Origin of the sequence: Brevundimonas sp. MEB006b (assembly GCF_030209705.1) — a bacterium.
Lineage (GTDB): Bacteria > Pseudomonadota > Alphaproteobacteria > Caulobacterales > Caulobacteraceae > Brevundimonas.
This window is the reverse complement of the sequence record NZ_JARVRL010000001.1, coordinates 100,688-123,799: the sequence shown is the minus strand read 5'-3', so window position 1 is coordinate 123,799 and position 23,112 is coordinate 100,688. Positions and strand designations below refer to the sequence as shown.

Below are 23,112 nucleotides of genomic sequence, written 5' to 3'. Positions count from 1 at the left end.
TTCGCAAGCCTGACCAAGGCCGTAAAGCGAGGTTCTTGCGACAGCCGCGCGAGGGGTCTAGACCGCCCGCACGATTAATCCCCTTTCGCACACGCAATAAACGGAGACATCCATGGCTCGCGCGAAGATCGCCCTTATCGGCGCCGGCATGATCGGCGGAACCCTGGCCCACGTGGCCGCGCGCGAAGCCCTGGGCGACGTGATCCTGTTCGACATCGCCGAAGGCACCCCGCAGGGCAAGGCGCTGGACATCGCCGAGGCCTCGGCCGTCTTCGGCCAGGACGTGGCCCTGAAGGGCGCCAACGACTATGCCGACATCGCGGGCGCCGACGTCTGCATCGTCACCGCCGGCGTGCCGCGCAAGCCGGGCATGAGCCGCGACGACCTGATCGGCATCAACCTGAAGGTCATGAAGGCCGTCGGCGAGGGCATCAAGGCCCACGCCCCCAACGCCTTCGTCATCTGCATCACCAACCCGCTCGACGCCATGGTCTGGGCTCTGCAGAAGTTCTCGGGCCTGCCCAAGGAGAAGGTCGTCGGCATGGCCGGCGTGCTCGACTCGGCCCGCTTCGCCTACTTCCTGGCTGAAAAGACCGGCGTGTCGGTCCAGGACATCCACGCCTGGACCCTGGGCGGTCACGGCGACGACATGGTGCCGATGGTGCGCCACTCGACCGTCGGCGGCCTGCCCCTGCCGGACGCCGTCGCCGCCGGCTTCCTGTCGCAGGACGAACTGGACGCCATCGTTGAGCGCACCCGCAAGGGCGGCGGCGAGATCGTGGCCCTGCTGAAGACCGGCTCGGCCTTCTACGCCCCGGCTGAAAGCGCGATTGCGATGGCCAAGTCCTACCTGCTGGACCAGAAGCGCGTCCTGCCCTGCGCCGTCTGGCTGTCGGGCGAATACGGTTTGTCGGACCTCTACGTCGGCGTCCCCGCCCTGATCGGCGCCGGCGGCGTCGAGAAGATCGTCGAGTTCACCACCAACGACGAAGAAAAGGCGATGTTTGAAAAGTCCGTCGCCTCGGTCCAGGGCCTGCTGCAGGCCTGTAAAGATATCGACGGCTCGCTGGCGTAAGCCACGCGACGATCGAATGACGAAGGGCCTGCGGAGCGATCCGCAGGCCCTTTTTCTTTTCACTTCTCCCACCGGGAGAGGGACATCATGGCGGCGGGACGTAGCCCATGCCTGCCGCAAACTGGGGCAGCAGTTGCAGCCAGACCGTCAGCGGGTCCGCCAGTTGCGCCACGCCTTCGCCCGACAGCACGACGATATCGTACTGCACCGTCGCCGTCGGCGTTTCGGCCGCTGTATGGAAGGCTTTCAGATAGCGGTTGTCGCGGTTCCAGGCGTTGACCTTGTCCAGCGTGGCCCCGGCGCCCGGCACCACCGCGCTGAACTGAACTTCGCCGCAGCCAGACGCTTCACAGCCGTAGAAGAAGACCGCCCAGGTCAGGCCCGCATTGGTCACGGTGAAGAAGGTAAGGCCGTTCTCGGTCTGCACCGGCCCGACCCGCCCGCCCAGCCCGGTGATCCACGTCGCGACCTCGGCCGGCGTCAGCCCGCGACTGGCCGCAGCCGGCGCCGTCTGGGCGAACGCTCCTCCCGCCGTCAGCGGCGATAAGGTCAAAGAAATGGCGGCGGCGAGGGCGAGACGGCGCATGGAAACACTCCGAGGGTCAGCCCTTACCCTAGCTGTCATTCGCGGACGTGCGCCAGCCAGTCCTTGCTCTGCATTTCGTTGAAGCGCGACACGGTGCGCTCGAACTCGAACGCCCCCACCCCTTCGGTATAGAGCGCCTCGGGCTTGGCCGCCGCCAGCACGATCAGCTTGGTCTTGGCCTCATAGAGGGCGTCCACCAGCGTCACCAGACGCCGCGCCTCGTGGTGGTTGGCCGAACCCAGGATCGGCACGTCTTCCAGAAACAGGGTGTGGAACCGCTGGGCGATGGCCAGATAGTCCTGCGGCCCCAGCGGCTTGGCGCACAGGTCATTAAACGTCGCCCGCGCCATCGACCCGACGGTGCGCTCCACCACCACATCGCGGCCCAACACGCTCAGGTGCGCCGGCTCTTCTGGTTCGCCCCCCTTCAGCTCGCGCCATAACGCCTCGAACGCCGCGCGGTCGTCCGGCGTGTGCCAGACCTGGGCCGAGGTCATCCGGTCCAGCCGCCAGTCCCGCGCCCCGGCCGTCTCCACGACCACGCAGCGCTCGCGGATGATGTCGATGAAGGGCAGGAAGAGCTGGCGGTTGATGCCGTTCTTGTAGAGCTCCTCCGGCGCGCGGTTCGAGGTGATGGCCAGCACCACCCGATCCTCGAACAGGGCTTCGAACAACCGGCCCAGGATCATGGCGTCGGCGATGTCGGTGACCTGCAGTTCGTCGAAACACAGCAGCCGGGCTTCCGACGCGATCAGCTTGGCGATCGGCGGGATGGGGTCGTCGCCCTTATGGGTTCCGAATACGGCCTTGCGGGTCTTCGCATCCCCTTCGCGCCACTGTTTCACCAGATCGTGGATGCGGGCCATAAAGGCGTGAAAGTGCGCGCGCGTCTTTCGCGGCTCCGGCGTCGCCGAATAGAACAGGTCCATCAGCATCGACTTGCCGCGTCCGGGCGGGCCGTAGAGATAGATGCCCCGCACCTCCGGCGCCTTGCCGAACAGGCCGCGTTTGGCCAGATCGACCTCCAGACGCTCCAGCGCCGTGATCACGCTCTCCTGCGCTGGATCGGGCGTCAGCACGCCCTCTTCCACGCGGATGTCGTAGGCGTTGCGGATACGGGAGGTCATGGGAGGACTGCTTAAAGCCCGGCACAGTGAAAAGCGATTGCTTCGCGGCTGCGAACGCCTAAATGCACAGCACACACCAAACCGCGCTCATGCAGCAAGGCTCCGCTGAGCCGAGCGGTAGCGCGTCCGAAGGACCAAGCATCATGGGTTATCGCGTCGCCATCGTCGGAGCCACGGGCAATGTGGGCCGCGAAATGCTGAACATCCTCGAGGAGCTGGAATTCCCCGTCGATGAAATCCACGCCATCGCCTCGCGCAAGTCCAAGGGCGTCGAGGTCTCCTTCGGCGACAAGACCATCAAATGCCAGGACATCGAGCAGTTCGACTTCTCAAAGGTCGATATCGTCCTGATGTCCGCCGGCGGCGCGGTGTCCAAGGAATGGTCCGAGAAGATCGGCAAGGCCGGTCCTATCGTGATCGACAACTCCTCGGCCTTCCGCAAGGACCCCGACGTGCCGCTGATCGTGCCCGAGGTGAATCCGGACGCCATCAAGGACGCGACCAAGAAGAACATCATCGCCAACCCCAATTGCTCGACCATCCAGCTGGTGACGGCGCTGAAGCCGCTGCACGATGCCGCCAAGATCAAGCGGGTCGTGGTCTCGACCTATCAGTCGGTGTCTGGCGCCGGTAAGGAAGGCATGGACGAGCTGTGGAACCAGACCAAGGCCATCTACGGCCTGGGCGACGCCACGCCCAAGAAGTTCCCCAAACAGATCGCCTTCAACGTCATCCCCTACATCGGCTCCTTCCTCGAGGACGGCTCCACCGACGAGGAGAAGAAGATGTCGGACGAGACGCACAAGATGCTGGACCCCGACATCAAGGTCACCGTCACCTGCGTGCGCGTGCCCGTCTTCGTGGGTCACTCCGAGGCCGTGAATGTGGAGTTCAACCGCCCCATCGAACCCGACGAGGCCCGCGCTATCCTGCGCGAGGCGCCGGGCGTGCTGGTCATCGATAAACAGGAGCACGACGGCTATATCACCCCCGTCGACGCGGCCAGCGAACACGCCGTCTATGTCAGCCGCATCCGCAAGGACACGACCGTCGAGAACGGTCTGAACCTTTGGGTCGTGTCCGACAACCTGCGCAAGGGCGCCGCCCTCAACGCGGTCCAGATCGCCCAACTGCTGGACGAGACCGGCGTGATCAAGTCGTCATCGGGATATCGTTCGATCACGGTCTAGGCGGTCTCAACCGTCATGAACGCCCACGCACCCCCTGCCGACGGCCGCGCCGTCGGCACGGCCATCGCCTGCTACACCCTGTGGGGGCTTCTGCCGCTGCTGTTCATGGCGATGGCGGCGCACGGCTTCGGCGCGCCCGAAATCCTGGCGCACCGGGCGGTCTGGTCGGTCTTCGTTGCCGGCCTGGTCCTGCTGCTGGCCGGGCAATGGGGCGAGGCGCGCCGGGTGCTGGCCACGCCGCGCACCCTGGCTTGGCTGGCCCTGTCCGCGCTGCTGATCGGCACGAACTGGAGCCTCTACGTCTTCGCCACCACGCATCACGCGACGCTGGAGGCCAGCCTCGGCTACTATATCAATCCCCTGCTCAACATGGCGGCCGGCGCCGTGCTGTTCCGCGAGAAGATTGACCGCTGGAGCGCGCTCGCCATCGGTCTGGCCGCCATCGGGGTCGTGATCCAGACCATCGCCCTCGGGCATCTGCCGATCATCGGCCTGACACTGGCCGTCACCTTCTGCGCCTATGCGGTGATCCGAAAGCGCGTGCCCGCCTCGGCCCAGACCGGTCTGTTCGTGGAATGTCTGGTGCTGCTGCCCATCGGCGCGGTCTTCCTGGCCTGGTTGACCACCCACGGTCAGGCGGTCGGGTTCGCCTCGCCCTCCGGCCTGATCTGGGCGCTGGTGAACGGCCCGGCGACCGTGATTCCGCTGGCGCTGTTCGCCTGGTCGGCGCGGCGTCTGCCCCTATCGACGGTCGGCTTCATCCAGTTCCTGGCCCCCACGCTGCAGTTCGCCTGCGGCGTCGCGACCGGCGAGCCGCTGACCCTGCTGCGGATCGTCTCCTTCGTCTTCATCTGGGCCGGCGCCGGCGTCTTCGCCCTGGCCGCCTTCAATCGCAGCCGCGCCGCACGCGAGGCGTTGAAGACCACGGCGGAACCGGCGTAGCCTTCGCCCACACGGAGGCGAGGCCATGACGACCGCCCAACCGGGCCCCTGCGAAGGCGGACAGGTCCACGCCGCCGCCGAACCGGCCCATCCGCTGTCGGCGGCGCGCAAACGCTGGGTGCTGGCCGCGACGGTGCTGGGCTCCAGCCTGACCTTCATCGACGGCTCGGCGCTGGGCGTCGCCCTGCCCGCCGTACAGCGGGATCTCGCGGCCGGCACGGCGGCGGTCCAGTGGGTGTCGAACGCCTATCTGCTGACCCTCGGCGCTCTCGTTCTGATCGGCGGCGCGGCCGGCGATCGGTTCGGACGGCGGCGGGTCTTTCTGATCGGGGTCGCGATCTTCGCCCTGGCCTCCATCGGCTGCGCCCTGGCGCCCACCGTCCAAGCCCTGGTCGCCGGCCGGGCGATCCAGGGGATCGGTGCGGCCCTGCTGACGCCCGGCGCCCTGGCGGTGATCGGCGCCACCTTCCCGCCCGAGGAGCGCGGCAAGGCCTTTGGGACCTGGGCCGGGTTCGGGGCCCTGACCGGCATGGTCGGGCCGCTGATCGGGGGATGGCTGGCCGACGCCGCCGACTGGCGCGCCATCTTCTGGATCAACGTCCCGCTGGCGATCCTGACCGCCTTTGTGACCCTGGCCGCCACGCCCGAGAGCCGCGATCCCGACGCGCGCGGTCTGGATGGTCTGGGCGCGGTTCTGGCCGTCGCCGGGCTGGGCGCCCTGACCTGGGCCCTGACCGCCGCGCCCGATCTGGGGTTCGCATCGCCCGTCATCCTGGCCGGGCTGGTCGTGGGCGCGGCGCTGCTGGCCGCCTTTGTCTGGGCCGAGGCGCGCCAGAGCCACCCGATGATGCCGCTGGGCCTGTTTTCGTCTTCGGTGTTCAGCGGGATCAATCTGCTGACCCTGCTGCTCTATTTCGCCCTGGGCGGGGCGATGTTCTTCCTGCCCTTCGATCTGATCCGGGTTCACGGCTGGAGCGCGACCGAGGCCGGGGCCGCCATGCTGCCCTTCGCCGCCGTCATGGGCCTGTTTTCCGGCCTCGCGGGTCGGGTCGCCGATCGGTTCGGCGCGCGTCTGTCGCTCAGCGTCGGTCCGGCCCTGGCGGGGATCGGACTGGCGCTTCTGGCTGTGCCTGAGCCGGGCGCCGGCTATGTCGATGGACCGCTGGCGGGGATGACGGTGCTGGCGATCGGCATGACCCTGGCGGTCGGGCCGCTGACGGCGACGGTGATGGGGGCGGTCAAGGCGGGCCACACCGGCGTGGCCTCGGGCGTCAACAATGCAGTGGCGCGCGTGGCCAGCCTTCTGGCCGTCGCCCTCCTAGGCCTGGTGCTGTCTGCGGTCTTCGCCGGGGTCGCCAATCTGCCTGACGCCCGCGCCCAGCTGGCCCAGGGCATGTCGGGCGGCGCGATCACGCCCATCGCCCGCGACGCCTTCCACGCGGCGTTTCGGGCCGTGATCCTGACCTGCGCCGGCTGCGCGGGCTTGGCCGGCCTGATCGGCCTGCTGACCGCGCCCGGCCCGGTTCAGAAGGCGGCGTAAAGCGCGTCGAGCAACCGCTTGGCCCGAGGGTCGCCGATCAGGTGCGGCGACTGGCGCGTCATGACATAGGCCGCCGACAGTTTTCGCGAGGGATCGGCCATGACCATCGACCCGCCCCAGCCATAATGGCCAAAGGCGTCGTTCGGCCCGAACACCTTCAGTCCGTCATTGCGCATCAGACCCGCCGCCCAGCTGATCGTATAGGGCAGCACCTTGTCCGGCCCGTGGATGCGCTCGCGCGTCAGCTGATCCAACGTTCCCGCCGACAGCACCGACCGGCCGTCCAGCACGCCGCCATTGGCCACCACGCCCAGCATCTTCGCCAGGCCCAGGGCTGTGCCGTGCAGATTGGCCGACGGAATCTCCATCTCGCGCCAGGCCGCAGAACCGCGCCCGCCCGGCGCCGAGCCGCGATCCAGGAAGGCGGCCTGTTTGATCGGATCGATGGTCCCCAGGCTGGGCGCCGCCGTGGGTTTGCGCATCTGCGCCACCCGTCCATGCTCGCTTTCCGGCAGGCCGATCCACAGGTCCAGCTCCGCGAAGTCCTGGCGCAGCGCCTGGCCCATCGTCCGGCCGGTCGCGCGGCGATAGAGCTCATTGGCCAGATAGCCGACGGTGATCGGGTGATAGCCCGAGGCGGTGCCCGGCGCCCACATCGGCGCCTGGGCCGCCAGACGCGACAGAACCGCGGACACATCGAACCAGATCGTTGGATCGACCGCCTCGGAAAAGCCCGGTAGCCCCGACTGGTGGCTCATCAGCTGGGCGACGGTGACCTCCGCCTTGCCCGCCGCGCCGAACTCGGGCCACAGCGAGGCGACCGGCTGGTCATAGTCGATCTGCCCGGCCTCGACCGCGCTCGCCATCAGGATGGCCATCACCGCCTTGCCGGTCGAAAACACCGAGGTCAGGGTGGCGTCGGTGAACGGCGTCGTCCTGGCCGTATCCGCATGGCCCGCCCACAGATCGACGACCGCCTCGCCCTCGACCAGCACGCTGAACCGCGCCGCCTGCTCGTTCAGCCCCTCGGGCGTGTCGGTGAAGTTGGCGGCGAACGCCTCGCGCACGGCCTCGTAGCCGGGTGCGCAGACGCCGTGGATGTCGATGAGATCGGTCATGGGCCGGTCCTAGCGCGGCCATCGCCCACGAAAAAGGCCTCCCGCCAAAACGGGAGGCCTCAAATCGTTCGATCCTTCGACAGGATCAGGCCGCGACGACCTCGGTGGCCTGTTCGGCCAGGATGGTCAGGCCTTCGCCGTTCACGTCGGCGAAACCGCCGTGAACGTCGTACTGGGTCTTTGAGCCGTTGTTATAGACGGTCACCAGACCCTCGCGCAGGGCGGTCATGAAGGGCGCGTGGTCCGGCAACACGCCGAAGTCGCCCTCGACGCCCGGTGCATCGACCTGGTCCACGAGGCCCGAGAAGACCTCGCGTTCCGGCGAGACGAGGGAAAAGTTCAGTTTGCCAGCCATCAGTCCGATGTTCCGATTTGATAGGTGGCGACGGAAATCGGATAGGTCCCGCCCGTGCCCCATATCGCCATGTAAATCACGCTTTCGGCGACGTTCTTCCTGAAAAGAACACCCTTGCCGTTGACGTCGTTTGAATCGCTATCGAAGGTCCAAGTCTGTGTGGTCCTGGCCTTTGTGATGTAACCATCACCGGCTTCAGGCCCATTCAGGTCGAGCGCCGAACAGCTCTCGCCACCTGGTTGAGAGGGCCGCACCACCATAATCCGAACCGGGTCAATCGGCGTCCCGGACAAGGTGTAGGTTCGTGAAACCTCATCCGTTTGAACCGTCGATGCGGCTGACTTGAAGCCCTTCTGGAGAAAGAATCTCGCCTCATCCGAAGCGGGCGGAAAACGCCCTTCGGCCACGAAGGCCTCGCAGGCTCCCGCCATCGCCTCGAATTCTCCACCGACTTGGGCCTGCGCCGACAAGGGCGTCGCCAGAGCGAGAAGAATGAGGCTGACGAGAGCCTTGCTCATGATCAGGCTTCCGACGCCATCTTCTCGGCCTTGGCGACGGCCTCTTCGATGGAGCCGACCATGTAGAAGGCGGCTTCCGGCAGGTGGTCGTATTCACCGGCGACGATGCCCTTGAACGAGCGGATCGTGTCGGCCAGCTCGACGAACTTGCCGGGCGAGTTGGTGAACTGTTCGGCCACGAAGAAGGGCTGCGACAGGAAGCGCTGGATCTTGCGGGCGCGCGAGACGACCAGCTTGTCCTCTTCCGACAGCTCGTCCATGCCCAGGATGGCGATGATGTCCTTCAGGCCCTTGTACTGCTGCAGCACTTCCTGAACCGAACGGGCGACGTTGTAGTGTTCGTCGCCGATGACCAGCGGGTCCATGATCCGCGAGGTCGAGTCCAGCGGGTCGACGGCCGGGAAGATGGCCTGGGCGGCGATGTCGCGGCTCAGAACCGTCGTTGCGTCCAAGTGGGCGAACGAGGCGGCGGGCGCCGGGTCGGTCAGGTCGTCGGCGGGCACGTAGATGGCCTGGACCGAGGTGATCGAACCCTTCTTGGTCGAGGTGATGCGCTCCTGCAGGTTGCCCATCTCGGTGGCCAGCGTCGGCTGATAGCCCACGGCCGAGGGGATGCGGCCCAGCAGAGCCGACACTTCCGAACCGGCTTGCGTGAAGCGGAAGATGTTGTCGACGAACAGCAGCACGTCCTTGCCTTCTTCGTCACGGAAGTATTCCGCGATCGACAGGCCGGTCAGGGCGACGCGAGCGCGGGCGCCGGGGGGCTCGTTCATCTGGCCGTACACCAAGGCGCACTTGGAGCCCTCGGTCGAGCCGCCGTTTTTGGACGGGTCCACGTTCACGTTGGACTCGATCATCTCGTGATATAGGTCGTTGCCTTCGCGGGTGCGCTCGCCCACGCCGGCCAGAACCGAGTAACCGCCGTACGCCTTGGCGATGTTATTGATCAGCTCCTGCATGGTCACGGTCTTGCCCACGCCGGCGCCGCCGAACAGGCCGATCTTGCCGCCCTTGGTGTAGGGGCACATCAGGTCGATGACCTTGATGCCCGTGACCAGGATTTCAGACGAGGTCGACTGCTCTTCGAAGCTGGGCGCTTCCTTGTGGATCGGGCGGTATTCGGTGGTGGCGATCGGGCCGGCTTCGTCGATCGGCTGGCCGACGACGTTCATGATGCGGCCCAGGGTGCCGGGGCCGACCGGCGCCTGGATCGACGATCCGGTGTCTGTCACGGGCTGGCCGCGCGTCAGGCCTTCGGTCGTGTCCATCGAGATGGCGCGGACCATGTTCTCACCCAGGTGCTGGGCGACTTCCAGAACCAGGGTGAAGGGCTCGCCCGTCTTCTGGTCGATGTTCTGGGTGTGCAGGGCGTTCAGGATCGCCGGCAGGTGGCCGTCGAACTCGACATCGACGACGGCGCCGATGACCTGGGCGATCTTGCCCGTGGCGACGGCCGCGCCGGGCGCGGTCGCGGCGACAGGCGCCTTCTTGACGGCGGGCTTCTTGGCGGCGGGTTTCTTGGGGGCGACGGTGTCGGTCATGGTCAGGGTCCGTATCGGAATGTCTGTTCGGTCGGGATCAGAGGGCTTCGGCGCCGGCGATGATCTCGATCAGCTCGGTGGTGATCTGGGCTTGGCGCTTGCGGTTGTATTGCAGCGTCAGGGCGTTGATGAGGTCGCCCGCATTGCGCGTGGCGTTGTCCATCGCCGCCATCTGCGAGCCGAAGAAGCCGGCCTGGTTCTCATACAGCGCGGCCAGGATCTGGGTCGTCAGCGCGCGCGGCAGCAGGGTCTCCAGGATTTCCTCTTCCGAGGGCTCGTACTCATAGACCGCGCCGTTCAGGTCGATCGGCTGGGCGTCACCCTCGACCACGGCCGGGATCAGCTGCTTGGCCGTCGGGACCTGTTGGATCACCGACTTGAACTGGCTGTAGAACAGGGTGACCACATCGGCCTGACCCTCTTCGAACGCCGTGGCGATCATCTCGGCGACCGGCTGGGCCGACGGCAGGCCGATCGTCTTGTGGTCCGACAGTTCGAAGGTGTGGACCACCTTGTCGCCGTACAGACGCGCCAGCTGATCGCGCGACTTCTTGCCGACGGCGATGATCTTCACATCCTTGCCGGCGTTGATCAGGCTGTTGATCCGCTCGCGCGCGGCGCGGATGACGTTGGTCGAGAAACCGCCCGCCAGACCCTTGTCCGCTGTCGCCACGACGATCAGGTGGCGCTGATCCTGGCCCGTGCCCGATAGCATCTTGGGCGCGTCGGCGCCCGAGACGCCGGCGGCCAGATTGGCGATGACTGAGGCCATCTTCTGCGCATAGGGCCGGGCGCTTTCGGCCTGGTCCTGGGCGCGCTTCAGCTTGGCCGCGGCGACCATCTGCATGGCTTTCGTGATCTTCTGCGTGGCTTTCACGCTTCCGATCCGATTGCGCATTTCCTTGAGGCTGGCCATCCGGCGCTTACTCTCTCAGCTTACCAGACGGGTTCAGGCGAAGGTCTTGACGAAGGCGGCCAGGATGTCCTTCAGCTCGGCTTCGAGGTCCGAGGTCAGGTCCTTCTTGGTGCGGATGCCTTCAAGCAGGCTGGCGTGGTTCGCATGGATGCGCGCCAGCAGCTCCTTCTCGAAACGGCCCACGTCGCCGACTGCGATGCCATCGATGTAACCGCGCGTGCCGGCGTAGACCGAGACGACCTGCTCTTCCATCGCCAGCGGCGAATACTGCGGCTGCTTCAGCAGTTCCGTCAGACGGGCGCCGCGCGCCAGCAGCTTCTGGGTCGAGGCGTCCAGGTCCGAGCCGAACTTGGCGAAGGCGGCCATCTCGCGATACTGGGCCAGCTCGCCCTTGATCGAACCGGCGACCTTCTTCATCGCCTTGGTCTGGGCCGACGAGCCGACGCGCGACACCGAGATGCCGACGTTCACGGCCGGACGGATGCCCTGATAGAACAGGTCCGATTCCAGGAAGATCTGACCGTCGGTGATCGAGATCACGTTGGTCGGGATGTAGGCCGAGACGTCGTTGGCCTGGGTTTCGATGATCGGAAGGGCGGTCATCGAGCCCGAACCATAATCTTCGTTCAGCTTGGCCGAACGCTCCAGCAGGCGGCTGTGCAGGTAGAAGACGTCGCCGGGATAGGCTTCACGGCCGGGCGGACGGCGCAGCAGCAGCGACATCTGGCGATAGGCCACAGCCTGTTTCGACAGATCGTCATAGACGATCAGGGCGTGCATGCCGTTATCGCGGAAGAACTCGCCCATGGCGGTGCCGGCGAACGGGGCCAGGAACTGCAGCGGGGCCGGTTCCGACGCTGTGGCGGCGACGACGATGGTGTATTCCAGCGCGCCCGACTCCTCGAGGGTCTTGACGATCTGGGCGACGGTCGAACGCTTCTGACCGATGGCGACGTAGATGCAGTAGAGCTTGGCGCTCTCGTCGTCGGTCTTGTTGACGTTCTTCTGGTTCAGGATGGTGTCGACGGCGACGGCGGTCTTGCCGACCTGACGGTCGCCGATGATCAGCTCGCGCTGGCCGCGGCCGACGGGGATCAGGGTGTCGATGGCCTTCAGGCCGGTTTGCATCGGCTCGTGAACCGACTTGCGCGGGATGATGCCGGGCGCCTTGACGTCCACGCGGCGGCGCTCGGTGAACTGAATCGGACCCTTGCCGTCGATCGGCTCGCCCAGCGGGTTGACGACGCGGCCCAGCAGACCCTTGCCGACCGGAACGTCCACGATCTCGCCCAGGCGGCGCACGTCGTCGCCTTCGGCGATCGCGGCGTCGGCGCCGAAGATCACGGCGCCCACGTTGTCGCGCTCGAGGTTCAGGGCCATGCCCTTCACGCCGGCCTTGGTGAACTCGACCATTTCACCAGCCTGGACATTGTCCAGGCCGTGGATGCGGGCGATGCCGTCGCCGACCGACAGCACGCTGCCGACGTCGGAGACATCGGCTTCGACGCCGAAGTTGGCGATCTGCGACTTGAGGATGGCCGAGATTTCAGCGGCGCGGATGTCCATGACAGGCTCTCTGTTCTTCAGTCTTCTGCGGGTGCGCCGTTCAGGCGCGCATTCTTGGTGGCGGGAGCGCGTTTAGGCGCGCTTGAGGGCGAACTTCATCTGGTCGAGCTTGGTCTTCAGCGAGGCGTCGAACAGTTTCGAACCGACCTTGACCTTCAGGCCGCCCAGGATCGACGGATCGACGCGCGCGGTCAGTTCCGGCGCCTTGCCCAAGCTCTTGGACAGGGCGGCGGTGATGGCGGCGACCTGTTTGGCGTCCAGCGGCTGGGCCGAGACGACCTCGGCGGCGACCACGCCGGCGTGTTTGGCGTAGCGCGCCTCGAACCCGGCGATCACGGCAGGCAGATCATTGGCGCGATGGTTCTGACCCAGCAGACCCAGGAAGTTGGTCGTGGTTTGCTCGAACTTGGCCTTGACGGCGATAGCGACCAGACCCTTGGCCTGGTCGGGCGCGGCGATGACGGGCGAGGTGGCCAGACGACGCAGGTCGGCGCTTTCGGTCCAGGCCGCCTTGAGCGACTTCAGGTCGGCGCGGACGGCGTCCAGGCGGCCGGTTTCCAGCGCCAGGTCGAACAGCGCCTGTGCGTAGCGATCGCCGACTTCCGTCGTTCTGAAATCATCAGCCACTGATTAGGGTCCGAGGTCGTTGTGTCAGGGTCGCAACCGACTGCGAGGCTCGCAACGGTCAAAAGCTTGAAATGCTTACGGAAAGCACGACGGAGGCCGTATCCGTAAATACGCCCCCTTCAAGCCGGGCGCCTGATAGCACGGGGTTTCGCCGCTCGCAACATTGCGTGAAGGCGCACCGATGCCGCAGGGAGAAAGCGCACCGCCGTTTCCTTCCATACAGCGTGGGGAGGACGACCGCGCCCAGGGGGGTGCGACCATGACGCCGCACCCCATCGCTTGATCGGAACCTGCGTCGGCCCTAGCGCTTTCCGCTCAAGCTTTGTCCTCCACCAGGAAACCCCATGCTCGACAGCATAACCCCCCTGCTCTCCGATCCGGCCGCCTGGGCCGCATTGGTGACCCTCATCGTGATGGAGGTCGTGCTCGGCATCGACAACCTGATCTTCATCTCAATTCTGTCGAACAAACTGCCCGAGCATCAGCGGCAGAAGGTGCGGCGCATCGGTATCGGCTTGGCGCTGATCATGCGTCTGGCCCTGCTGTCGATCATCGCCTGGCTGGTCGGTCTGGTGCAGCCGGTCTTCACCGTCATGGGCAATGAATTCTCTTGGAAGGACCTGATCCTGATCGCGGGTGGTCTGTTCCTGGTCTGGAAGGCGACCAAGGAAATCCACCACACGGTCGATCCCACCCCCAGCCACGATGTCATGGACAAGAAGGACGTGGTCATCGCCAACGCGGGCGCGGCCATCTTCCAGATCATCCTGTTGGACATCGTCTTCTCGATCGACTCGATCCTGACCGCCGTCGGCATGACCGAGCACCTGCCGATCATGGTCGTCGCCGTTCTGGTCGCCGTGACCGTCATGCTGCTGGCCGCCGACCCGCTGGCCAACTTCATCAACAAGAACCCCAGCGTCGTCATGCTGGCGCTTGGCTTCCTGCTGATGATCGGCATGGTGTTGATCGCCGACGGCTTCGGCTATCATGTGCCCAAGGGCTACATCTATGCGGCCATGGCCTTCTCGGCCGGTGTTGAGGCGTTGAACATGCTGGGTCGCAAATCCGCATCCAAGAAGGAAAAGGCCGAACTGGCCCGCAGCGAGGCGAACGCCGCCGAGGCCCGCGCCCAGAAGGCCGAGGCCGAAGCCGCCGCCGAGCGGGGCTGAGGCTCATGATGCGCCTGTCGTCCCGGCTCGCCGGCCTTGTCGCCGGTCTGCTGCTGACGACAGGCGTCGCCCTGCCGGTCAGGGCCGAAGTGCCGGTCCAGTCCTACGAGGTCGTGCGGGCCTATCCCCACGACACAGGGGCCTTCACCGAAGGCCTCTTCTTCCACGACGGCGGCCTTTACGAGAGCACGGGCCTGTATCCGTCCTTCATCCGCAAGGTCGATCTGGAGACCGGACGCGTGGAGCGTCAGCGCGACCTGCCGACCATCTATTTCGGCGAGGGCATGACCACGCTGAACGGCAAGCTCTACAGCCTGACGTGGCGAAACCACATCGGCTTCATCTGGAAGCTGGACGACTTCTCGCCTCTAGGCGGCTTCTCCTATCCGGGCGAGGGCTGGGCCCTGACCACCGACGGGCGCCGGCTGATCATGAGCGACGGCACAGACCAGCTGCGCTTTCTGGACCCCGAAACCCTGGCCGAGACCGGCCGCGTCTCCGTCACCGCCGACGGCCGGCCGCTGGATCAGATCAACGAACTGGAATGGATCGACGGCGAGGTCTTCGCCAATATCTGGCAGGACAACCGCATCGCGCGCATCGATCCCGAGACCGGCGTGGTCAAGGCCTTCATCGATCTGACCGCCCTGGTCCCTAATGGCGCGAACCTCGACCCCAACGACGACGTCCTGAACGGCATCGCCTGGGACGCGGCGGGCAAACGCCTGTTCGTTACCGGCAAACGCTGGCCGCAGCTGTTCGAGATCAAGCTGCGCTGATCCGCGCGAAGAAAAGGCCGGACGCTGCGACGCGCCCGGCCCTCTTCTTTTTCAGCCTCTGCCCCCGGCTCAGCCGTGCAGGTCGAACCGGTCGAGCTCCATCACCTTGGTCCAGGCCGCCACGAAGTCCGAGACGAACTTCCCTTCGGCGTCGGCCCCAGCATAAACCTCGGCCAGCGCGCGCAGCACGGCGTTGGAGCCGAACACCAGATCGACACGCGTGCCGGTCCACTTGGCTTCGCCCGTCTTGCGGTCGCGGCCTTCGAAGACGTCCTTGGCGTCCGAGGTCGCCGCCCACTTCACGTCCATGTCCAGCAGGTTGACGAACACATCGTTGGACAACACGCCCGGCCGCTCGGTCAGCACGCCGTGCGTCGCGCCGCCCGTATTGATGTTGATCGCCCGCAGGCCGCCGATCAGCACCGTCATCTCCGGCGCCGTCAGCGTCAGCCGCTGCGCCTGATCGATCAGCAGCGACTCGGCCGGCACGGCATAGCGGGCCTTCTGGAAGTTGCGGAAGCCGTCGGCCACCGGCTCCAGATAACCGAAGGATTCGACATCCGTGTCCGCCTGGCTGGCGTCCGTTCGGCCGGGCGTGAAGGGCACGCTGGCGTTATGGCCCGCCGCCTTGGCCGCCTGCTCGACGCCAGCATTGCCGGCCAGCACGATCAGGTCGGCCAAAGAGACCTTCTTGCCGCCCGTCTGCGCCTGATTGAACTCAGTCTGGATGCGCTCCAGCGTCTTCAACACCCGGTCCAGCTGTTCGGGCTGATTGACGGCCCAATCCTTCTGCGGCGCCAGACGGATGCGGGCGCCGTTGGCCCCGCCCCGCTTGTCCCCGCCGCGGAAGGTCGAGGCCGAGGCCCAGGCCGTGCCGACCAGTTCGGCGACGCTCAGGCCCGAGTCCAGCATCTTGGCCTTCAGAGCCGCCGCGTCCGTCGCGTCGATCAGCGGATGATCCACCTCCGGCACCGGATCCTGCCACAACAGGACTTCGCTCGGGACTTCCGGCCCGACGTAGCGCGAACGCGGCCCCAGATCGCGGTGCGTCAGCTTGAACCAGGCCCGCGCAAAGGCGTCGGCGAACGCTTGCGGATCATTCAGGAACCGGCGCGAGATCTTCTCGTATTCCGGGTCGAACCGCATCGACAGGTCGGTCGTCAGCATCGTCGGCCGCTTCTTCTTGTTCGGATCGTGGGCGTCGGGGATGATCTCGCCCGCGTCCTTGGCCACCCACTGATGCGCGCCCGCCGGGGACTTCTCCAGCTCCCATTCGAAGCCGAACAGGTTCTCGAAATAGAAGTTGCTCCACTGAGCCGGCGTCTGGGTCCAGGTGACTTCCAGGCCGCTGGTGATGGCGTCGGCGCCGTGCCCCGTGCCGAAGCTGGAGGTCCAGCCCAGGCCTTGCGCCTCCAGGCCGTCGCCTTCAGGCTCTGCGCCGACGTGGTCGGCAGGGCCCGCGCCGTGCGTCTTGCCGAAGGTGTGGCCGCCCGCGATGAGGGCGACCGTCTCCTCGTCGTTCATCGCCATCCGGGCGAAGGTGTCGCGGATGTCGCGCGCCGCCGCGATCGGATCGGGATTGCCGTCCGGCCCCTCCGGGTTGACATAGATCAGGCCCATCTGCACCGCCGCCAGCGGGTTCTCCAGATCGCGCGTATGCTCGTCGCCGTCGGCGTCATCGTCCGAAACCAGCACAGCCTCGTCGCCCGGCTTCACCACCCCGTCCGAGCCGTGGGCATAGCGTTCGTCGCCGCCCAGCCAGGTCGTTTCGCGACCCCAGTAGACGTCCTGATCCGGCTCCCAGGTATCGGCGCGGCCGCCGGAGAAGCCGAAGGTGCGGAAACCCATCGTCTCCAGCGCGACGTTCCCGGTCAGGATCATCAGGTCGGCCCACGAGATGGCCTGGCCGTACTTCTGCTTGATCGGCCACAGCAGGCGACGCGACTTGTCGATATTGACGTTGTCGGGCCAGGAGTTCAGCGGGGCGAACCGCTGCTGGCCCCGCCCGCCGCCGCCCCGACCGTCGCCGACGCGATAGGTGCCGGCGCTGTGCCAGGCCATGCGGATGAACTGCGGGCCATAATGGCCGAAGTCGGCCGGCCACCAGTCCTTGGAGTCCGTCATCAGGGCGCGCAGATCCGCCTTCAGCGCCTCATAGTCCAGCTTGGAAAAGGCCTCGCGGTAGTCGAACGACCCGCCGAGCGGATCGGACTTGGTCGAATGCTGGTTCAGCAAATCGACTCGCAACTGGTTGGGCCACCAATCGCGGTTCTGAACGCCGCCGCCTGCGACCGACCGGGGCGTCCGGCCGGAAAAGGGGCATTTGGCTTCGTCGGTCATGATGTTTTCTCCCTGCTGCTCTGGCGCACGACGGCGAGCGATTTTCCATCGCCCTGTAGATGATGGGGTCATACGACACGGGTCAAACGGATAAAGCCAATCGATTATCCTTGGCGTCAGCATAGGACGGGCCTATTTCGCTTCCATGCTCCCCACCCTGCGTCAGCTCCAGTATCTCAAGCTCCTGGCCGAACACGGCAGCTTCTCGCGCGCCGCCGAGGCCGCCCATGTCAGCCAGCCCGCCCTCAGCGCCGGGGTGCAGGAGCTTGAGCGCATTCTGGGCGCGCCGGTGGTCGAACGCGCGCGAGGCGCCGTGATCATGACCGCCGTTGGAGCCGAGGCCGTTCGCCGCGCCGAGGACGTCCTGGCCCGCACCGAGGATCTGGTCGAGGCGGCCAAGAACGCCGGCCGGCTGCTTTCGGGCCGCTTCCGCCTGGGCGTCATTCCGACCGTCGCCCCCTTCCTGCTGCCCGCCAAACTGCCGTCGGTGAAGGCCGCCTATCCCAGCCTGAAGCTCTACATCCGCGAGGACCTGACGCCCCGCCTCATCGCGGCGCTGAAGGCGGGTCAGATCGACGCCGCCGTCATCGCCCTGCCTTACGACGCGCCGGGCATCGCCCACGCCCGCATCGGCGATGACGAGATCATGGCCGCCGCCCCCGCCGACCATGCCCTGGCCGCGCCCGGCCCCATCCGTCCCGGCTCGCTGCGGGCCGAGGATCTGATCCTGCTCGAAGACGGCCATTGCCTGCGCGACCATGCCCTGGCGGCCTTGGACATCGAGGCCCCGCGCGGCGACGACGTCTTTGCGGCCACCAGCCTGCACACCCTGGTTCAGATGGTCGGCTCGGGCCTCGGCGTCTCCTTCCTGCCGAAAATGGCGGTGCAGGCCGGCCTGGCCGACAACCCCTCCGTCGCCATTCGCGCCTTCGAGAACCAGGCCGACGGCGCCCCGCCCCATCGCGAGATCGTCGTCGCCTGGCGCGCCGGCTCCAGCCGCGCCGCCGAGGCCCGGCTGCTGGCCGAGGCCCTGAAATTGGACTGAAGCTGGACTGAAACTGGACCGGCCCTGTTGACCTGAGCGCCGAACAGGCGACTTGGAATGCGCATGGCAACCGAAACCGTCTACATCGTCCAGGCCTATGTTCAGGGCCGGGGCAAGGCCCTCCGCGCCGAACAGCAGGTCGGCTGCAAGGACGCAGAAGAAGCGCGCCGCAAGGCCGAACGGCTGGCGCCCTTGCGTCTGGGCGTCGTCGCCTTCGCCATCTCGGCCGACACCGAAATGGGCGACTACGACGAAGAGCCGACGATCGTCTTCAAGTCCGGCCAGCTGCCGCCGCCGTTCAGCGACGCGGACTGACCGCCAGGCAACCCGCCCCGACAGGTCGCGTTTGCTTTCCTGACAACGGATCGGCGCCGCCCCGGGCGTCCGACCGAAGCCTCAGGACGCCCCATGGCCTATCGCACCCTCAATCCCTTCACCGAACAACTGGTCGAGGACTATCCCGAACACACCGACGACGCCGTCGAGGCCGCCTTGGCAAAAGCCGACGGGCTGTTCCATTCGGATTGGTCGAAGGGCGACATCCAGCCGCGCCTCGCCGTGCTGAAATCCCTGTCGGGCCTTCTGACCGAAAACCGCGACGACCTGGCCCGCACCATGGCCGAGGAGATGGGCAAGCCCCTGGCTCAGGGGCAGGGCGAGATTGATCTGTGCGCCGGCATCGCCGCCTACTATGCCGAGAAGGCGGCCGACTTCCTCAAGCCCGAAAAGATCGACAGCGAACTAGGCGAGGCCTGGGTCGAGTTTCACCCGATCGGCGTGCTGCTGGCGGTCGAGCCTTGGAACTTCCCGATCTATCAGCTGATCCGCGTGGTGGCTCCCGCCATCGCGGTCGGCAATCCCGTGCTCTACAAGCACGCGGGCATCGTGCCGCGCTGCGCCGCCCGGTTCGCCGAACTGGTGCGCGAGGCCGGCGCGCCCGAAGGCTTCGTCGCCAACCTCTACATCTCCTCGGACAAGGTCGCGGAACTGATCGGCGACGACCGCATCCAGGGCGTGGCCCTGACCGGATCGGAGGGCGCCGGCGCCAAGGTCTCGGCCCGCGCCTCCGAAATGCTGAAGAAGTCCACGCTGGAACTGGGCGGCAGCGATGTGTTCGTGGTGCTGGACGACGCCGACATCGAAAAGGCGGTCGCGGCAGGCGTCGAAGGCCGCCTGTCCAACGCCGGACAGGTCTGCACCGGCTCCAAACGCTTCATCGTCCAGAAGTCGGTCTCCGACGCCTTCATTACCGGCTTCGTCGAAGGCATGAAGAAGGCCGTCATGGGCGATCCGCTGGACGAGGCCACCGACCTGGGCCCGCTGTCGTCCGAGGATGCGCTGAAGACCCTGACCAAACAGGTCGACGAGGCGATCCAGCACGGCGCCAAGGCGCTGACCGGCGGCAAGCCCGCCGACCTCACCGGCTTCTTCTACGAGCCGACCGTCCTGACCGACGTCGCGCGCGATAACCCGGCCTTCTATCAGGAGTTCTTCGGCCCCGTCGCCCAGGTCTTCGTGGTCGAGGATGACGATGCGGTCGTGGCCCTGGCCAACGATTCTCACTTCGGCCTGGGCGGCTCGATCTTCTCGGGCGACACGGACCGCGCCCGCAAACTGGCCTCTCGGATCGAGACCGGCATGGTCTTCATCAACACCACCACGACCTCCATGCCCGAACTGCCGTTCGGCGGCGTCAAACGCTCGGGCTTCGGCCGCGAGTTGGGCGATGTCGGCATCAAGGAGTTCGTGAACCGCAAGCTGGTGGTCGTCAGCGCCGACTGACCACCGCCTTTCGGCAAACCGAAGAGGGCCGGCGGATCGCTCCGCCGGCCCTCTTTTCTTGTCTGGATGAACCGCGACCTATTCGGCGGCGATCGGCGCTTCGGTTTCCGGGCCGCGCGCCAGGTTGCGCAGCACGTAGGGCATGACGCCGCCGGCCAGCAGATAGTCCAGCTCGGTCTGGTTATCGATGCGGCAGCGCACGGGGAAGCGAGCCATCTTGCCGTCCGACGGGCGGAACAGCTCGACCCACAGGTCCTGACGCGGCTTCAGCTTGCCGATGTTGGCGTCCGACAGGCCGCGGATCGTGACGATTTCCTCGCCCGTCAGACCCAGCTTCAGCCAGCCGTCCTGCTTGAACTGCAGCGGCACGACGCCCATCCCGACCAGGTTCGAACGGTGGATGCGCTCGAAGCTCTCGGCGATGACCGCGCGAACGCCCAGCAGACGCGTGCCCTTCGCCGCCCAGTCGCGCGACGAGCCGGTGCCGTATTCCTTGCCGGCGAAGACGACCAGCGGGCGGCCTTCCGACTGATACCGCATGGCCGCGTCATAGATCGACATGGTGTCGCCCGACGGGAAGTGCTTGGTCACGCCGCCTTCGATCTCGGGCGTGATGCGGTTCTTGATGCGGATGTTGGCGAAGGTGCCGCGCATCATGACTTCGTGGTTGCCGCGACGGGCGCCGTAGCTGTTGAACTCGGCCGCCTCGACGCCGTGGTTGGTCAGATAGACGCCGGCGGGCGAGGTCTTCTTGATCGAACCGGCCGGAGAGATGTGGTCGGTGGTGATCGAGTCGCCGAAGATGGCCAGGACGCGCGCCTCGACGATGTCCTGGACCGGGGTCAGGTCCATCGACAGGCCTTCGAAGTAGGGCGGGTTGGCGACGTAGGTCGAGCTGTCGTCCCACTCATAGGTCTGACCGCCGGTGACCTTGATCGCCTGCCAGTGCTTGTCGCCCTTGAACACGTCCTTGTAGCGTTTGGCGAACATGGCCGGGGTGACGGACTTGCGCTGGATGTCGGCGATTTCCTGCGTGGTCGGCCAGACGTCCTTCAGGAAGACGTCGTTGCCCTTCTTGTCCTGACCGATCGGATCCTTAGTGATGTCGATCCGCATCGAGCCGGCGATGGCGTAGGCCACGACCAGCGGCGGCGAGGCCAGATAGTTGGCCTGGACGTCGGGGTTCACGCGACCTTCGAAGTTGCGGTTGCCCGACAGGACCGAGGTCGCGACCAGGGCGTTGTCGTTGATCGCCTTGGAGATGGCCGGATCCAGCGGACCCGAGTTGCCGATGCAGGTGGTGCAGCCGTAGCCGACCAGGTTGAAGCCCAGGGCGTCCAGATCCTTCTGCAGGCCGGCGTCGGTCAGATAGTCGGTCACGACCTGCGAGCCGGGGGCCAGCGAGGTCTTGACCCAGGGCTTGGCCTTCAGGCCCAGCGCATTGGCCTTGCGCGCCACCAGACCGGCGGCGATCAGGACCGACGGGTTAGAGGTGTTGGTGCAGGAGGTGATGGCAGCGATGACCACGTCGCCGTCGCCGACGGTGAACTTCTGGCCATCCACCGAGACACGCTCGGCGTCAGACGGACGGGCGAAGACGTCGGTCAGGGCGGTTTCGAACGCCGGAGCGGCGGTGGTCAGTTCGACGCGGTCCTGCGGACGCTTCGGACCCGCCAGCGACGGCACGACGGTCGAGATGTCCAGTTCCAGCACGTCGGTGAAGACCGGGTCTTCCGAATTCTCGTCGATCCACAGGCCCTGGGCCTTGGCGTAGGCTTCGACCAGGGCGACGCGCGCCTTGTCGCGGCCCGTGGCGGTCAAATAGCCGATGGTGGCGGCCGAGACCGGGAAGAAGCCGCAGGTGGCGCCGTATTCCGGAGCCATGTTGGCGATGGTCGCCTGGTCCTCGATGGTCATGTTCGGCAGGGCGTCGCCGAAGAACTCGACGAACTTGCCGACCACGCCCTTCTTGCGCAGCATCTGGGTGACGGTCAGCACCAGGTCGGTCGCCGTCGTGCCTTCGGGCATCGCGCCCGTCAGCTTGAAGCCGATGACCTCGGGGATCAGCATCGGGATCGGCTGGCCCAGCATGGCCGCCTCGGCCTCGATGCCGCCCACGCCCCAGCCCAGGACGGCCAGGCCGTTGATCATGGTGGTGTGGCTGTCGGTGCCGACGACGGTGTCGGGATAGGCGACGGTCTTCTTGCCTTCGTCCAGGGTCCAGACGGTCTGGGCCAGGTTCTCCAGGTTTACCTGGTGGCAGATGCCGGTGCCGGGCGGCACGACGCGGAAGTTGTTGAAGGCCGACGAACCCCAGCGCAGGAAGTTGTAGCGCTCGATGTTGCGCTCATATTCACGCTCGACGTTCTGGCCGAAGGCTTTCGATGTGCCGAAGTTGTCGACCATGACCGAGTGGTCGATGACCAGATCGACCGGCACCAGCGGGTTGATCTTGGCGGCGTCGGCGCCCAGGGCGCTCATGGCGTCGCGCATGGCGGCCAGATCGACCACGGCGGGCACGCCGGTGAAGTCCTGCATCAGAACGCGGGCCGGCCGGAAGGCGATCTCGTGCTCGACCGAGCCCTTGTTCTCAACCCAGGCGGCGACGGCCTTCAGGTCGTCTTCGGTGACCGAAACGCCGTCCTCGTTACGCAGCAGGTTCTCCAGCAGCACCTTCATCGAGCGCGGCAGGCGGGAAATCCCGGTCAGACCGGCTTCCTCGGCGGCGGGAAGGCTGTAATAGGCGTATTTCTTACGCCCGACGGAAAGGTCCTGGCGGGTCTTGAAGCTGTCGATCGACGGCATGGAGAGTTCCTCTGGTCAGCGCCGCCCGACAATCCGGTTGCGCCTTCGCGCGGCAGACGCAGCGGCTCACAGGGCCCCTGCGCGCGCG

At 66.4% G+C, this 23,112-nt stretch carries 20 protein-coding genes; 9 read left to right on the top strand and 11 right to left on the bottom strand.

Features of this window, described 5'->3' with window-relative positions:
* Positions 1-112: 112 nt before the first annotated feature.
* Positions 113-1,075, top strand: coding sequence for a malate dehydrogenase (gene mdh, locus QRN13_RS00560; RefSeq protein WP_066553143.1), 963 nt, complete (start codon positions 113-115; stop codon positions 1,073-1,075).
* An 85-nt stretch (positions 1,076-1,160) separates the two neighbouring features.
* Here mdh and QRN13_RS00555 read toward each other — a convergent pair whose 3' ends face one another.
* Entirely contained in the window at positions 1,161-1,661 is a 501-nt protein-coding gene (locus QRN13_RS00555) for a YbjN domain-containing protein (protein ID WP_284876423.1), read from the bottom strand.
* Between the two features lie 35 nt (positions 1,662-1,696).
* Positions 1,697-2,788, bottom strand: coding sequence for a cell division protein ZapE (gene zapE / locus QRN13_RS00550; RefSeq protein ID WP_284876422.1), 1,092 nt, complete (start codon positions 2,786-2,788; stop codon positions 1,697-1,699).
* A gap of 143 nt (positions 2,789-2,931) precedes the next feature.
* On the opposite strand from zapE, the gene QRN13_RS00545 reads away from it, so the two are divergent.
* From QRN13_RS00545 to QRN13_RS00535, 3 genes are read left to right on the top strand one after another with little or no spacing between them, the layout of a single operon-like run.
* Positions 2,932-3,978 (top strand): aspartate-semialdehyde dehydrogenase, encoded by a 1,047-nt coding sequence (locus QRN13_RS00545; RefSeq protein ID WP_284876421.1) that lies wholly within the window; start codon positions 2,932-2,934, stop codon positions 3,976-3,978.
* A 15-nt stretch (positions 3,979-3,993) separates the two neighbouring features.
* Positions 3,994-4,920, top strand: a complete 927-nt coding sequence (rarD, locus tag QRN13_RS00540) for an EamA family transporter RarD (RefSeq protein WP_284876420.1) — start codon at positions 3,994-3,996, stop codon at positions 4,918-4,920.
* Between the two features lie 25 nt (positions 4,921-4,945).
* Positions 4,946-6,460, top strand: a complete 1,515-nt coding sequence (locus QRN13_RS00535; RefSeq protein ID WP_284876419.1) for a DHA2 family efflux MFS transporter permease subunit — start codon at positions 4,946-4,948, stop codon at positions 6,458-6,460.
* On the opposite strand, the gene QRN13_RS00530 is transcribed toward QRN13_RS00535, so the two are convergent.
* The 7 genes from QRN13_RS00530 to QRN13_RS00500 all read right to left on the bottom strand — a co-directional run bounded on the left by QRN13_RS00530 (position 6,445) and on the right by QRN13_RS00500 (position 13,101).
* Positions 6,445-7,578, bottom strand: a complete 1,134-nt coding sequence (locus QRN13_RS00530; RefSeq protein WP_284876418.1) for a serine hydrolase domain-containing protein — start codon at positions 7,576-7,578, stop codon at positions 6,445-6,447. The genes QRN13_RS00535 and QRN13_RS00530 overlap by 16 nt on opposite strands.
* An 85-nt stretch (positions 7,579-7,663) precedes the next feature.
* The gene (locus tag QRN13_RS00525; protein ID WP_039243854.1) at positions 7,664-7,933 is read right to left on the bottom strand and encodes an ATP synthase F1 subunit epsilon; all 270 of its coding nucleotides are present in this window, start codon (positions 7,931-7,933) and stop codon (positions 7,664-7,666) included.
* On the bottom strand, positions 7,933-8,451 hold the full coding sequence (locus tag QRN13_RS00520) for a hypothetical protein (RefSeq protein ID WP_284876417.1): 519 nt from the start codon (positions 8,449-8,451) through the stop codon (positions 7,933-7,935). Before QRN13_RS00520 ends, QRN13_RS00525 begins: the two co-directional genes overlap by 1 nt.
* Positions 8,452-8,453: 2 nt before the next feature.
* A complete protein-coding gene (atpD, locus tag QRN13_RS00515) occupies positions 8,454-9,992 on the bottom strand; it encodes a F0F1 ATP synthase subunit beta (RefSeq protein ID WP_055754291.1) in 1,539 nt (512 codons plus the stop codon).
* 37 nt (positions 9,993-10,029) lie between these two features.
* Complete coding sequence (locus QRN13_RS00510) at positions 10,030-10,908, bottom strand: F0F1 ATP synthase subunit gamma (protein ID WP_066628192.1); 879 nt, start codon at positions 10,906-10,908, stop codon at positions 10,030-10,032.
* Positions 10,909-10,941: 33 nt separating this feature from the next.
* Positions 10,942-12,474 (bottom strand): F0F1 ATP synthase subunit alpha, encoded by a 1,533-nt coding sequence (atpA, locus tag QRN13_RS00505; protein WP_055754289.1) that lies wholly within the window; start codon positions 12,472-12,474, stop codon positions 10,942-10,944.
* A 72-nt stretch (positions 12,475-12,546) separates the two neighbouring features.
* On the bottom strand, positions 12,547-13,101 hold the full coding sequence (locus tag QRN13_RS00500) for a F0F1 ATP synthase subunit delta (RefSeq protein ID WP_284876416.1): 555 nt from the start codon (positions 13,099-13,101) through the stop codon (positions 12,547-12,549).
* Positions 13,102-13,445: 344 nt separating this feature from the next.
* Here QRN13_RS00500 and QRN13_RS00495 point away from each other — a divergent pair, with 344 nt between their 5' ends.
* Both QRN13_RS00495 and QRN13_RS00490 read left to right on the top strand, forming a co-directional pair.
* The gene (locus tag QRN13_RS00495; RefSeq protein ID WP_055807309.1) at positions 13,446-14,273 is read left to right on the top strand and encodes a TerC family protein; all 828 of its coding nucleotides are present in this window, start codon (positions 13,446-13,448) and stop codon (positions 14,271-14,273) included.
* 5 nt (positions 14,274-14,278) lie between these two features.
* Positions 14,279-15,052 (top strand): glutaminyl-peptide cyclotransferase, encoded by a 774-nt coding sequence (locus QRN13_RS00490; RefSeq protein ID WP_284876415.1) that lies wholly within the window; start codon positions 14,279-14,281, stop codon positions 15,050-15,052.
* A 69-nt stretch (positions 15,053-15,121) separates the two neighbouring features.
* Here the strand turns inward: QRN13_RS00490 and katG are convergent, their stop codons facing one another.
* Positions 15,122-17,392, bottom strand: a complete 2,271-nt coding sequence (katG, locus tag QRN13_RS00485; RefSeq protein WP_284876414.1) for a catalase/peroxidase HPI — start codon at positions 17,390-17,392, stop codon at positions 15,122-15,124.
* A 145-nt stretch (positions 17,393-17,537) separates the two neighbouring features.
* Here katG and QRN13_RS00480 point away from each other — a divergent pair, with 145 nt between their 5' ends.
* The 3 genes from QRN13_RS00480 to QRN13_RS00470 all read left to right on the top strand — a co-directional run bounded on the left by QRN13_RS00480 (position 17,538) and on the right by QRN13_RS00470 (position 20,219).
* On the top strand, positions 17,538-18,437 hold the full coding sequence (locus QRN13_RS00480; RefSeq protein ID WP_284876413.1) for a hydrogen peroxide-inducible genes activator: 900 nt from the start codon (positions 17,538-17,540) through the stop codon (positions 18,435-18,437).
* 63 nt (positions 18,438-18,500) lie between these two features.
* The gene (locus tag QRN13_RS00475) at positions 18,501-18,752 is read left to right on the top strand and encodes a hypothetical protein (RefSeq protein ID WP_284876412.1); all 252 of its coding nucleotides are present in this window, start codon (positions 18,501-18,503) and stop codon (positions 18,750-18,752) included.
* A 93-nt stretch (positions 18,753-18,845) separates the two neighbouring features.
* Complete coding sequence (locus QRN13_RS00470; protein WP_284876411.1) at positions 18,846-20,219, top strand: NAD-dependent succinate-semialdehyde dehydrogenase; 1,374 nt, start codon at positions 18,846-18,848, stop codon at positions 20,217-20,219.
* 78 nt (positions 20,220-20,297) lie between these two features.
* On the opposite strand, the gene acnA is transcribed toward QRN13_RS00470, so the two are convergent.
* Entirely contained in the window at positions 20,298-23,024 is a 2,727-nt protein-coding gene (gene acnA / locus QRN13_RS00465; protein WP_284876410.1) for an aconitate hydratase AcnA, read from the bottom strand.
* Positions 23,025-23,112 lie beyond the last annotated feature (88 nt).